Source organism: Streptomyces sp. NPDC031497 (assembly GCF_055580905.1).
Window position 1 is genome coordinate 96,298 of sequence record NZ_JBVIKO010000027.1, and the last position, 13,388, is coordinate 109,685.

Below are 13,388 nucleotides of genomic sequence, written 5' to 3' on the forward strand. Positions count from 1 at the left end.
TGTTGTGCCACCCAGTTCACGTGACCTGCACCAATGTTTGATAGATATCAGCTCATGCCTCTCATTCCCGAGGAGCCTCAGATTCACGAGAGTGCCCAGGGTCCCCGCGCCACTCCGGCCAGTGGCCGTACCGCGCCGACCCCCCGTCCCGTACCCGGCCCCCGCCCCGCGGCTCCGTCGCGTCCCGGTCGTCCCGGCCCTCTGCGGCCGACGCCGCCGGTGCAGCGCACGCCGCGTGACGTGGCCAAGCCAGGCCCGTCCGGCCCGGCCGTGCCCGCCGCGGCAGCGGCGGCCCCGCAGATCCAGCTGATCCCGGCATCGGTCGAGAGCGCTCTCGACTCGGCCGAGGAGGCAGTGGACCTGCTTCTCGAATCGGGCCGTGCCCCCGGTGACGTGCTGGTGATCACCACCGGCGCGCAGCATCCGTGGGCCGACCACGAGCTGTCCTTCGGTGAAGCCTCCTACTGGGCGCAGCACGACGCGGGCGACGACGTCTTCTACACGGACGCCGCCGTCGCTTCCCGTGCCGCGACCCGCCCTGTGGTCGTGGTCGCCGTCAACGGCGGCTCCGACGCCGACGCCGCCACCGCCCTGCCGCTGGCCCTCTCCCGGGCCGGTGCCCTGCTGATCGTCTGCGGCGACCCGCAGCGGATCAACGCGGTGCTGGGCGCCGGAGTCTGAGCCACCTCCGGCGCCTCCGGGACTCCGGAGGTACCGAAGGGGCCGCGGCGACGGACTCGCACGGTGGTGCCTTCGGCATGCCCGGACACCGGGCGAAGGGTACGGACCGTCGGGGCGCGGCCGTTCGGCGGACGGAGCGTCCGAGCGCGGGCACCCGGCCGGGTCTGTGCCGTGCGCGGAGGACGGGACGCCCTGCGCGGCCCGGGGTGCGGTGAGTGACCCCGCTGAGCACACCGTGCGGCACGCTTCAGCGTGCCGTGCCCGGTGGTGCGTGCTCGGCCGGTACCCCCGCGCGGGGGTACGGCTTCAGCGGGCGGCCGCGCGGCGCAGTACCTCGGAGGCGGCGCCTCCGGTGCGCGGTGGCAGGGGCGCGGCCTCGGACAGGGCGAGGGGTTCGGGGGGCGAGTCGGTGTTCGGGCGTCGCCCGCCGCGGCCCTCGCCGAGCACCTGCCAACCGTCGCGGGTCAGCGTGATGTACGCCCCGCAACGCAACCCGTGCAGTGTGCAGGCGTCCCGCAGCCCCCACATCCAGGCACCGTCCTCCTCCGTCCAACGCGCGTCCCCCTCCCGGCAGTAGAGCAGTACGGCCGTCCGCACCGGGGTGCGGCGGCGCAGGTCGTGCGGGATGACCCGGCGCAACTGGGCCAGCAGGGCGTTGCGGAACATCCAGCCGTCGGCGTGGGCAGAGCGCCGGGTGAACGAGGCGCTCGCGCACAGCCGTTCCTCCGGGTCGAGGACGGCCACGATCGCCGTCGTCGGCTTGGGACGGTGCCGGGCGTGCAGCCCGCTGACGACCTCACGGGGGTTCCGGAGCAGCGGTATTCCTGCATCGGCCCACTCCGCGGGCTCGAGCAGACGGCTGGCGGAAGCGGCGGACGCGGAAGTCGACAGCGATGCCGCCGAGGACGGAGCGAATCCGAAGGTCACGTTCCTCCCTTCGGCTACGCGCCCACACAGCGGGCGAGATCGGATTCGGGGGAGCGCGCACCGCAGTAAGGCCCAACCGGATCACGGACGAGCCGTGCGGGGAGCGGACTTCAATTCTTCCTGTCGAACTTGAATGCGGCAACGAGCAAATGGGGCCACCGACTGTTATCTGGTGGTGCGTGGCTTATATCCCTACCCGGTGAGGCACCGGAGGACTCTGGGAGGTTCGAGTTCGGCACGTGCGTACGCCGCACCCGGTGCCGTATTCGAACAGCACCGGGTCGATCAGCCCTGAACGGCCAGGACCAGCGGCAACACCCCGCGTGCCCCGGACCTCCGCAGCATGCGCGCTGCGACCGCCAGCGTCCAGCCGGTCTCGGTGAAGTCGTCCACCAGCAGAACCGGACCCTGCGCCGCGGCGAGCGCGGTGGCGAGGGCGGGTGGCACGGTCAGCGCACCGTCGAGGGCCTTCAGACGCTGGGCGCTGTTGCTGCGCGAGACGTGCGGCGCCTCGCCCGCGTACTCCACGGAACCCAGCAGGGGCAGTCTGCCGATCTCCGCGATGCGGGCGCCGAGGGAGTCGATCAGCCGGGGCCTGGAGCGCGAGGCGACGGTGACGACACCCACCGGGCGCGGCTGCGCGTCGGCCGCGCCCGGGGCCCAACCGCCGGGACCCTTCGCCCAGTCGGCCAGCACTTCCACCACCGCGTGGGCGACATCGTCCGGCACGGCCGTGTCCGGGGCCTGGGGCGCGAGCAGCGGCCGTAGCCGGTTGCCCCAGCCGATGTCCGACAACCGCCCCAGGGCCCGCCCCGGCGATGCCTGTTCACCGGCCGGAATGCGCCCCTTGAGATCGATGCCGATGGCCGGCAGGCCGGTCGGCCACATCCGGCGGGGCTCCACCTCGACGCCCGCGCGGCCGAGGTCGACCCGTGCCGCGTCCAGTGCGGCCGTGGAGGTATCCGCCGTGAAGCGCGGCCGCGCGCAGTTGTCGCAGCGGCCGCAGGGCTTCGCTCCCTCGTCGTCGAGCTGGCGCTGCAGGAACTCCATCCGGCAGTCCGTCGTGGCCGCGTACTCGCGCATCGCCTGCTGCTCGGCCGCGCGCTGCCGCGCCACCCAGTCGTACCGCTCCGCGTCGTACGTCCATGCCTGTCCGGTCGCGATCCACCCGCCCTTGACCCGCTTGACGGCGCCGTCCACATCGAGAACCTTCAGCATGGTCTCCAGTCGGGAGCGGCGCAGTTCCACCAGCGGCTCCAGCGCGGGCAGCGACATGGGGCCGCCGGCCCGGGAGAGGACGTCCAGGGTGCGGCGCACCAGATCCTCCGACGGGAAGGCGAGCGAGGCGAAGTAGTCCCAGATCGCCTCGTCCTCCCTGCCGGGCAGCAGCAGTACCTCGGCGTGCTCGACACCACGCCCCGCGCGGCCCACCTGCTGGTAGTAGGCGATGGGGGAGGAGGGCGAGCCCAGGTGCACCACGAACCCCAGGTCGGGCTTGTCGAAGCCCATGCCGAGGGCCGAGGTGGCGATCAACGCCTTGACCCGGTTTCCGATCAGGTCGTCCTCGGCCTGCTGCCGGTCGACGTTCTCCGTCTTCCCCGTGTACGACGCCACGGCGTACCCACGCTGCCGCAGGAAGGCGGTGACCTCCTCGGCGGCGGCCACGGTGAGCGTGTAGACGATGCCGGAACCCGGCAGTTCGTCCAGGTGATCCGCGAGCCACGCCATCCGGTGCGCGGCGTCCGGCAGCCGCAGCACACCGAGACTCAGGCTCTCCCGGTCCAGCGGACCGCGCAGCACCAGGGCGTCCGAGCCGCCACCGGTGCCGAGCTGCTCGGCCACGTCAGCGGTCACGCGCGCGTTGGCCGTGGCGGTGGTCGCCAGCACCGGCACACCCGGAGGCAGGTCGGCGAGCATGGTGCGCAGCCGCCGGTAGTCCGGACGGAAGTCATGGCCCCAGTCGGAGATGCAGTGGGCCTCGTCCACGACGAGCAGTCCGGTCGCCGCGGCCAGCTTCGGCAGGACCTCGTCGCGGAAGTCGGGGTTGTTGAGACGCTCGGGGGACACCAGGAGGACGTCGACCTCACCGGCCGCGATCTCCGCCTGGATCGCCTCCCAGTCCTCGGTGTTGGAGGAGTTGATGGTGCGGGCGTGGATGCCGGCCCTGGCCGCGGCGCCCACCTGGTTGCGCATGAGCGCGAGCAGCGGGGAGACGATGACCGTCGGGCCGCTGCCCGCGGCCCGCAGCAGCGAGGTCGCCACGAAATACACCGCGGACTTCCCCCAGCCCGTGCGCTGGACGACCAGGGCCCGTCGCCGGTCGGCGACCAGCGCCTCGATCGCCCGCCACTGGTCCTCGCGCAACCGGGCCGTGCCCGTGTCGTCGCCGACGAGACGGGCGAGTACGGCGTCCGCTCGCGCCCGGAGTTCCGCGTTGCTCGTGTGCTCCATGCGTCCCATACAACAGGACCGGACCGACAGCCGGGCGGTCTGTGGATGAGCGAGACGGCTTTGTCGTGTCCCTGATTCGACTTATCCACAGGCGAACCGGAATCCTGAAATCCGCGAGAACGTCGGCGCATGACGAATCACAGCGAAACCACCGGACCCTCCGAAAACGACGACATCACGGAAGGTGCGGAGCCCCTCGGCCGATCCGCCCACGACACCCAGATCACTCTGCGCACCCCGGCCGAACTGGCCGACGCGCTGCCCTATCTGCTCGGGTACCGCCCCGAGGACAGCATGGTGCTGGTGGCCCTGCACGACCGGGGCGGCCGCGGCCGCTTCGGCGGACGGGCCCGGCTCGGCATCCCCGCCAACAAGGACGACTGGGAATCGGCGGCACGCCAGCTGGCCCAGGGCCTGATGACGGGCAGCGAGCGCCGCGGAACCCGCCCCGAGCAGATGGTCGCCTACGTCTGCCAGGAACCCGCGCCCGGCGAGACGGGCCGGGACGTCATGCACCGGCTCGCCCCGCTGGCCCACCTGCTGCGCACCGAGTGCGGCCGCCTCGACGTGCCGGTGATCGAGGCGCTGTGCGTCTCGGAGGGCCGCTTCTGGTCGTACTGCTGTCCGGCCGATGAGTGCTGTCCTCCCGACGGCGCCCCCATGGGCCTGCCCGGCACCTCCGTACTCGCGGCCGCCGCCACCTACGCCGGGATCCAGGTGCGCGGCACCCTGCGCGAGTTGCGGGCCAGGCTGCAGCCCCGGGAGGCCGGCGCCGCGCTGGAACAGGAGACCGCCCTGGACCGCGCCGGAATGGCACTGGTGCCCCGCATCCTCCACGACGCCTCCCGCGCGGAGGTGGCCGAGGAGACACTCGCCCTCGCCGAGCGGATCATGAGCCGGTACGCCGCCGCCACCCCGGTATCCGGCATCCACCAGGCGGACCTCCGCGACGACGCCCTGCTCGCCCACGACGAGGCCGCGATGCTGATCCTCGGACTGCAGGACCGTACGACCCGCGACCGAGCCGCCGCCTGGATGGAGGGCGACGAGGCCGGACCCGCTCTGCGCCTGTGGCGAGCCCTCGCCCGCCGCTGCGTCGGCCCGTACGGCGAACACGCCGCCGCTCCCTTGACGCTGGCCGGCTGGGTTGCCTGGTCGACCGGCGACGACCTGGAGGCGCGGGAGGCCCTGGCGATGGCCCTGGGCGCGGACCCCGAATACCTCTTCGCCCGCCTGCTGCACCAGGCCTGCAACGAGGGCCTGGACCCGGAGTCGGTCCGCCGCTGCCTGCGTACGGAACGCGCGGGGCGCGAGCCGGCGGACAGCACGGAAGCCGTCGGCGACACCGCTCAGGTCGAGCCGGTCGAGCCGGTCGAGCCGGTCGGCGGCCACGAACCGACCGCCGATGCCGGAACCCGAGATCGCCACCGTCCGCGCACCGAAGACGGGCCCGACCTGCCGCGGCCACGGCCGACGAGCACCCGTCCGCGACCGGCGGGCGCGGGTCACACCCGGACCCGCCCCGGTTCGTCCAGGCCGGGCGACGGCACGCACACCCGCGCGGCGGAGAAGAGCGACACCCGAGGCGGTCGGGCCGCGCGAGAGGACACCCGCACCGGGAAAGGCCGTGGCGAGGGGGACGAATGAACGCGGACCGGCCAAGGGCGGCATACGGACGGGAGTGGGCCGGTGCGGTCCGTCGCTGGACACGCAACCTCGTCGGACCCGCGTGGCGCCGTGACCGCTCGCCCGTCGGCCGGCGTCGTACCGGCCCGTCGGTCTTCGGCGTCCGGAACCACAGGCTGACCGCACCGAACGACGTCTCCCCGCACCGTCGCCCGACCGGCTTCGACGGGCGGGGGCGTGACCCTGAGGAGCCCTCCTCCGTTCACCTGAGTGGCGGAACGCCTGGACGGGCCGTGCCGTCGCCCGTCCCCGGTCCCTCCGGAGCCCTCCGTCCGGCGCCCAGCACGTCCCGGGCGCACAGAGCGCAGAAGGAGCCCCCTCATGCATCAACCGACTCCGTCCCCCACAGCCGACGACAACCACCGACTCCGGGACGGCCCACTCTGGCTCTCGCCGGCCGAGGGCGTCTCGGGACAGCCGCGCAACCGCGCAACCCGGCCCACGCCCACACGACCGGCTCCGGGCGCCCAGGGCCCGGGGCACGTCGGCGGGCTGCCGCCCACGCACACCGCCCTGATCTGCGTCGCGCTGCCCGGCCTTGCCATCTCCACGGAGCAGGGCCAGTTGACCGGTCGCGGCCTGGAGGGGTTCTACCGGGCGGGCCGGCGGCTGCTCGCGCGCTGCCAGGTCCGTGTCGCCGGCCGCGAACCGCTCCCCGTGCAGGCCCGGATGGCGGGGTCGGACTCCGTCCGCTTCGTGGGCACCCTGCGGGCCTCTCCGGCGGCCGGCCCGGATCCGGACGTCGTCGTGGAACGGACCCGTCACGCCGAGGGCACCGAGCGCATCACCTTGTACAGCTCCGCGCGCCACCCCCTGCGCCTGCCGTTGGAGGTGGCCCTCGGTACCGACCTGGCGGAGCTGAGTGCCATTGCGTCCGGCAACCCGGGCCCCGAACTCCCACCCAGCGTCCACGACTCCGGCCTGCGCTGGACCACCCCGACCGGCAACTCGTCGGTCACGGCGGACCCGCCACCCGCCGACGCGCTGGCCTCCGCGGGACTGCTGCGCTGGGAGTTCGAACTGCCCCCGGGCGGGACGGCGAGCGTGGAACTGCGGGTGCGTCCGGACGGCGCGGGTCCCCCGCGCGCAGTGGGACGCGCGGCCACCAGCCCACTGGCGCCGGCCAGGGCCACGGGCGACGACCCGAGAGCCGGGGCGCTGCTCAGGACGAGCGTCGAGGATCTTCAGGCGCTGCTGCTCCGCGACCCGGCGCACCCCTCCGACACCTACCTCGCGGCCGGGGCGCCCTGGCGCTGTGGTCTGGCCCCGGCCGAGGCCCTCGCCGCCGCTCGGATGACCCTGCCCCTCGGAACCCGCCTCGCTGCCGGCACGCTGCGCACCCTGGCCCGCAGCCAACTCCGTGGCCCGGGACCGCAGGCCGGCATGATCCCCGGTCCGCGCCGCGACGCCGGAGCACATCTGCCACCGGGCTGCACGGGTACGGAGGCCACCCTGCTCTTCCCCGTCCTGCTGGCGGAGGCCCGTCGCTGGGGGCTCCCGGACCAGGAGACGCGGGAACTGCTGCCCGTGGCCGAGCGCTGCCTGGCCTGGCTGCGCACCACGGCGGGCGACCACACCTACCTCTGCGACCCGCAGCCCGGCGGCCCCGCGCGCAGCGAGACCCAGGCCCACGCCCACCGGGCCGCGGTGGTCGGTGCCGACCTGCTCGACGCGTACGACCGGCCCGGCGGCGCCGGACTGCTGCAGTGGGCGGGCGAGCTGAGGAAGGAGTTCCAGGCGGACTTCTGGATCGAGGACAGAGGCGGCGGCCGACCGGCGGCGGCACTGACCCCGGACGGCCGCCCCCTGACCCACCTCGGCTCCACCGCCGTCCATCTGCTCGACACCGGGCTGCTCGGCGTCGGCCGACCGGCCGTCGGCCTGCTCGACAAGGTGCAGACCGAGCAGCTCGCCCGGTTGCTCGGGGGGCCGGCCCTCGACTCGGGGTGGGGGCTGCGGGGACTGGGGGTCAAGGAGACGGGACACAATCCGTTCGGGCATCGGGCCGGGGCCGTCCGGGTCCACGAGACGGCCCTCGCCGTCGCCGGGCTCGCCGCCGCGGGCTACGAGAAGGAGGCGGGCGGGCTGCTGCGCGGCCTGCTGGCGGCGTCCGAGCACTTCGGCCACCGGCTGCCCGAGATGTTCGGCGGTGAGCAGCGCACCGACGGGAGCGCCCCCCTTCCGCATCCCGCGGCCTGCCGTCCGGCGGCCACAGCGGCCGCTTCCGGGGTGCTGCTCCTCACCACGCTCGCCGGCATCCGCCCCGACGCCCCGGCCGGGACGGTCACCCTCCGGCCCGTCCACAGCGCGCCCCTGGGCGAACTGGGCCTGACCGGCCTGCGGGTGGCCGGCGCACCCTTCTCGGTACGGGTCAGCCGACTCGGCCTGGCCATGGTCGAGGAGGCCGCGGACGGCCTTCAGCTGGGGGCGTGACCCCGTGGGCGATCTTGCGGGACGAGAACCCCACGACGAACGGGTGGCCGGGTGTCGGACGCCTGCCGACACGAACCGTCAGGCGCATACTGGAGTGAAGTGGATCAGCCGTCGAAGCGAGCGGCGAAGGGAGTGTTTATCGTCAGGCAGACGACTATGATCACCGCATGCCCTACGACCCGTCAGCCTTTCCGCCCTTCGCCGTCACCGTGGACCTGGTCGTGCTGACGGTGCGCCGCCACGCCCTGTGCGCGCTGGCGGTACGCAGAGGGGAGCAGCCGTTCCAGGGGCGCTGGGCGCTGCCGGGCGGCTTCGTACGGGCCGACGAGGATCTCTCGCAGGCGGCGGCGCGGGAACTCGCGGAGGAGACCGGCCTGCGCGCTCACGACCCCGACGCACCCGCCCAGGACGGCGGAGCCCACCTGGAGCAGCTGGCGACCTACGGTGACCCCAAGCGCGACCCCCGGATGCGCGTGGTCAGCGTCGCCCACCTCGCCCTCGCCCCCGACCTCCCCGCACCCCGTGCGGGCGGCGACGCCAGCAACGCGCGCTGGGCGCCGGTCGAGGAGCTGCTCGCACAGGGCGGCTACGGCCGGGACGGCGAGCCCGTCGCGCCGCTCGCCTTCGACCATGCCCAGATTCTCTCCGACGGGGTGGAACGAGCCCGCTCCAAGATCGAATATTCGTCCCTGGCCACCGCGTTCTGCACGCCCGAATTCACGGTCGGTGAGCTGCGCCGCGTCTACGAGGCGGTGTGGGGCGTGGCGCTCGACCCGCGCAACTTCCATCGCAAGGTGACCGGCACCCCGGGGTTCCTTGTCCCCACCGGCGGCACGACCACCCGTCAGGGCGGCCGTCCGGCCCAGCTTTTCCGCGCCGGCGGCGCGACTCTGCTCAACCCGCCGATGCTGCGACCCGAGGTCTGACCGTCCGACAGCGCGAATCCCACCGAGGTTAAACCCTTCTATACCTGGAAAAACGGTCATTCCGCGCTATCTTCCCTAAGGTGATCGAGGCCTTCGGACTGACCAGCAATCCCCGCAAGGCGCACCCGCCCGCCGTCGACGACGTGACCTTCGAAGCGTGCGCGGGCCGCGTCACCGCACTCCTGGGCGCGGAAGGCGCGGGCAAGACCACGGCGCTCAGACTGATGCTCGAACTCCAACAGGGCCGTGGGCTGACCTACTTCAGGGGCCGCCCCCTGCATCGCATCGCCCACCCCTCGCGTGAGGTCGGCGTCCTCCTCGGTGACGTCCCAGGCCACCCGGCCCGCTCCGTCCGCGGTCATCTGCGCATGCTGTGCGCGGCGACCGGAGTCCCGGTCCGGCGTGCCGACGAAGTGCTCGAAGCGGTCGGGCTCGTCAGCCTCCGCGAAGAGCGCCTGGGCACGCTGTCGCGCGGCGTGGACCGCCGGCTGGGCCTCGCCTGCGCCCTGCTCCCCGATCCGCACACCCTTGTCCTGGACGAACCCACGCACGGTCTCTCCACTCGCGAGGGCCACTGGCTGCACCGCATGCTCAGGGCCCACGCGGTAAAGGGCGGCACGGTCCTGTTCACCACCTCCGACCCCAAGGAGGCGGCCCGCGTCGCCGACCGGGTGGTCACCCTGGAGGCCGGCAGGCTCGTCGCGGACCAGGAGGCCACCGACTTCGCCCGCACCCGGCTGCGCCCACGTGTGGCCGTCCGCAGCCCCCACGCCGCCCGGCTCGCCGCCCTCCTCACCAAGGAGGCCCGCACGACCCATCGCTCGGTGGAGGTCGTCAGTGAAGGCGGCAACCGCCTGTCGGTGTACGGCAGCACGACGGCCGAGGTCGGCGAGACCGCGTTCCGTCACGGCATCCTCGTCCACCAACTCGCGGACGAGGTCGGCGACATGGGCGCGGGCGCCGGAGCGGAGCCGCCGACGGACGCCGTACCGGAGGCCGGACGACGGCAGCGGGGTGCGAGCGAGCCGGCTGCCGTGGACGGGGCCCGCACGGTCGACGAGGCACCGACCACGGAGCGGCGGGACGCGCCCGGTACCGATCGGCGCCAGGACACGGGCGGCTCTCCGGTCACCCCACAGCCGCGGACATCGGCCGGACCGAGGCCGGTGAGTCAGTCACGCACCGCCGACGAGGAGCCGGGCCCGGATCAGTCGTCGAACCCGGCGGAGTCCTCCGCCGAGGCTGAACAGCAGTCGTCCATGTCCCCCCGGGTACTCGCCGACGACACGGCGGCCACGCCCGGACCTCCGCACGCGGAACCTTCCGGCAGCGCCCTTGCCACCGAGACCCCGACCGCCGTGCTCTCGGCCCGGTCGGCAGGCGCCTCCGCAGCTGGCCGGCCGTCGTCGGCCGCCACCGCGTCCTCGCAGTCTCCGGCCCCGGCTCCGGCCACAACATCCGAGCCGCCGACGCACGCCACCTCCCCGGACCCGATGTCCGCCACCGTCCCCGCCCAGCCACCGTCCACCGCCGACTCCGCCCAGCCGTCGGCCGCCGCGTACGCTCACCCACCGGTCGGCGCCGCCTCCGCTCAGTCCTCGTCCGCTCCCGCCCCTGCTCGGCCCTCGGCCGCTGCCTCCGTCGCTCACCCACCGACGGTCACTGCATCCGCCCGGCCACCTGCAGGCGCTGCCTCCGCTCACCCGTCGGCAACCGCCCCCTCCGCCCAGACGCCGGCCACGGCCGCATCCGTCGAGACCCCGACGGTCACCCGGTCCGCCCTGCCGCCGGCCGCTGCCGCATCCGACCAACCGCAGGCCTCCGCCGTATCCCCCCAGCCACCGTCCCGCCCCGTGCCGGGCGGCTCCTCCGCCTCCGCTGCCTTCTCCCAGCCGTTGGCCCCCGCCGCACCCGGCGAAGCCCCAGCCACTCAGCTCTCCGTCAAGCAGTCACCGCCACAGCCCGGCCAGGCCCCCACCGCCAAGCTCGCCGCCAGGCAGCCGAAGCCTCAGTCCGGCGAACGCTCGTCGGCCGGCGCTGACCCCGCCCCGCCCCAGGCCGGGCCTGCGAGGCCGGCGGGAACCGCCGTCCTGGCCGACCCCTCCCCGCTCCCACCCGCCATCTCCGTCCGCTCTGCCCCCAGCCCCCTCCGCCCCCTGCGCTACGAGCTCCGCCGGGCCGCCGGGATCGGTGCCGGCTTTGTCACCTGCGGTGCTGTCCTGGCGGTGTCCGCTCTCATCGCCGTCCTGCTCGCCCGGCTGGGGCACACCCCGCAGGCCCGGCTGTTCGCCGCCTGGCCGCGGGAGCTGCCGCTGCCCCCCGCGGCGCTCGGCGCGGGGCTGCTCGGGGCGCTGGCCTTCGGAGACGAGTTCCGCCACCCCGCGCTGGCGGCGGACCGCGGCACCGTACCCCGCCGGCTGGGACTGCTCACCGCGAAACTGGTGGTCTCCGGAGCCACCGCCGTGCTGCTCTCGTTCCTCACCCTGGGCTGCGACGCCGAAATGCTCTATCTCGTCTACGGCCGGGAACTCGCGAAGGTTCCCCCGGACTGGCTTCCGATGACCGCGAGCTGGTTCGGACTGATCGTCGGCTGCGCCTGGGCCGGTGTACTGGCGGCGGGCGTCTTCCGGTCCACCACGGCGGGTCTCGCCGCGGTGCTCGCCGTACCCGTACTCGTCGTGCCCGTCGTACACAAGGCGCTGCAGGGGTCGGGTGTGCGGATGGCCGCCGGACTCCCCATGCGGATGCGGGAGACGTTGCTGCTGCAGTGGCCCTTCGGAGGTGATCGCTATCTGGTCGCAGCGGCCCGGCTGCTGGCCCAACCCGTGGGCGGAGCAATGGCGTTGTCGCTGACCGCGCTGCTCTGCGCGTACCTGTTCACCACCCTGCGCGCCAGGCTCCGCTGACCACGGACCGGGCGCTTCCGATCCCCCCGTGCGCACAACTCCCCGAAGAAAGGCCATTTCTTTCCGATAAGGCGTCAATTGCGATGGGGTGAGCGATCACCCTTTCGTGTGCTTTTCACCAAAGACCTCAAGGGAGTTGGAGGCAGCGCCGACAAAGGATCCGTGAGTACCCTTGCGCACACCATGATGACCGCCGCCCGCTCCGCAGACTCTGGTCTGGTCGGCCCGGGCGAACTCGACCGCTACCCGTACGTGGATGCCCCCGTCAACGATCGTGTCGGGGCACCCTCCTGGGAGGGCCCGGACCCGGAGCTGGGCCGTGTGGGACGACGTGCCGCGGGCAGCCGCGGCCGCGGACTGCACGGTCAACTCGTCCAGCAGCTGGGTCAGATGATCGTCTCCGGCGACCTGGGCGCGGACCGCCCGTTGGTGCCCGAGGAGATCGGCCAGCGCTTCGAGGTCTCCCGCACTGTCGTCCGTGAGTCCCTTCGGGTCCTGGAGGCCAAGGGCCTGGTCAGTGCCCGCCCGAATGTCGGCACGCGCGTGCGTCCCGTCAGCGACTGGAACCTCCTCGACCCCGACATCATCGAGTGGCGGGCCTTCGGGCCGCAGCGCGACGACCAGCGCCGTGAGCTCAGCGAGCTGCGCTGGACGATCGAGCCACTCGCCGCCCGACTCGCCGCCGGGCACGGGCGCGAGGACGTCCAGCAGCGTCTGTCCGACATGGTCGAGATCATGAGCCACGCGATGGCGCAGGGCGACGCGCTGACGTTCTCGCGCGCGGACGCCGAGTTCCACTCGATGCTCATCCAGATCGCGGGCAACCGCATGCTGGAGCACCTCTCCGGCATCGTGTCGTCGGCCCTCCACGTCTCCGGCGGCCCGGTCACCGGCTGTGAGCGGCCGAACGAGACGTCCCTGGCCCAGCACGCGCGGATCGTCGACGCGCTCGGCACGGGCGACGGCGCGGCGGCCGAGTCGGCCATGCGTCAACTGCTCACCGTCCACCCCGAGGTCGAGCGCGTGGTACCCGCCCCGCGTGAGCACTGACCCGCATCGAGAGCGGTGCGCTCGGTCGGTTCCGCGTTCTCGGGGCGCCGCCGACCCCGGACCCCGCTTCCGCCGGACCCCGCCGGATCCCTCAGGGCTCCGGCGGGGTCCGGCGCGGCGGGACGGGCGTGCAGCGGTCGTATGACAACACCGCGACGGTCGAGCGGTGCGTGGCAGGCTCTGTGGCGGTCGTACGGCGCACCCGCTGCCGTCCGAACGCCCCGGAGAGATCATCTGCGACAACCTATGCCCATGTCTGACCGTTTTTGAGCGCTTACGGGGTGTGACTCGGGCCACGTAGATTGGGCGTAACGCTCTTGCGAACAAC

General features: G+C 73.5%; 8 protein-coding genes. 6 read left to right on the forward strand and 2 right to left on the reverse strand.

Annotated features, from left to right (window positions below; all coding sequences use genetic code 11):
- The first annotated feature begins 54 nt into the window (after positions 1-54).
- Complete coding sequence (locus ACZ5K7_RS39150) at positions 55-681, forward strand: hypothetical protein (protein ID WP_468921599.1); 627 nt, start codon at positions 55-57, stop codon at positions 679-681.
- 306 nt (positions 682-987) lie between these two features.
- Here ACZ5K7_RS39150 and ACZ5K7_RS39155 read toward each other — a convergent pair whose 3' ends face one another.
- Complete coding sequence (locus tag ACZ5K7_RS39155) at positions 988-1,608, reverse strand: hypothetical protein (protein ID WP_468921602.1); 621 nt, start codon at positions 1,606-1,608, stop codon at positions 988-990.
- Positions 1,609-1,893: 285 nt separating this feature from the next.
- Entirely contained in the window at positions 1,894-4,059 is a 2,166-nt protein-coding gene (locus ACZ5K7_RS39160) for a RecQ family ATP-dependent DNA helicase (protein WP_468921605.1), read from the reverse strand.
- Between the two features lie 129 nt (positions 4,060-4,188).
- Between ACZ5K7_RS39160 and ACZ5K7_RS39165 the strand changes: the two genes are divergently transcribed.
- From ACZ5K7_RS39165 to ACZ5K7_RS39185, 5 genes are all read left to right on the forward strand, one after another.
- Positions 4,189-5,706 (forward strand): DUF4192 domain-containing protein, encoded by a 1,518-nt coding sequence (locus ACZ5K7_RS39165; RefSeq protein WP_468921608.1) that lies wholly within the window; start codon positions 4,189-4,191, stop codon positions 5,704-5,706.
- 360 nt (positions 5,707-6,066) lie between these two features.
- Positions 6,067-8,178, forward strand: a complete 2,112-nt coding sequence (locus ACZ5K7_RS39170; RefSeq protein WP_468921611.1) for a glycogen debranching N-terminal domain-containing protein — start codon at positions 6,067-6,069, stop codon at positions 8,176-8,178.
- Between the two features lie 167 nt (positions 8,179-8,345).
- On the forward strand, positions 8,346-9,104 hold the full coding sequence (locus ACZ5K7_RS39175) for an NUDIX hydrolase (RefSeq protein ID WP_351709675.1): 759 nt from the start codon (positions 8,346-8,348) through the stop codon (positions 9,102-9,104).
- Positions 9,105-9,184: 80 nt separating this feature from the next.
- On the forward strand, positions 9,185-12,010 hold the full coding sequence (locus tag ACZ5K7_RS39180; protein ID WP_468921615.1) for an ABC transporter ATP-binding protein: 2,826 nt from the start codon (positions 9,185-9,187) through the stop codon (positions 12,008-12,010).
- A 162-nt stretch (positions 12,011-12,172) separates the two neighbouring features.
- On the forward strand, positions 12,173-13,060 hold the full coding sequence (locus ACZ5K7_RS39185; RefSeq protein ID WP_351709670.1) for a FadR/GntR family transcriptional regulator: 888 nt from the start codon (positions 12,173-12,175) through the stop codon (positions 13,058-13,060).
- Positions 13,061-13,388: the final 328 nt, after the last annotated feature.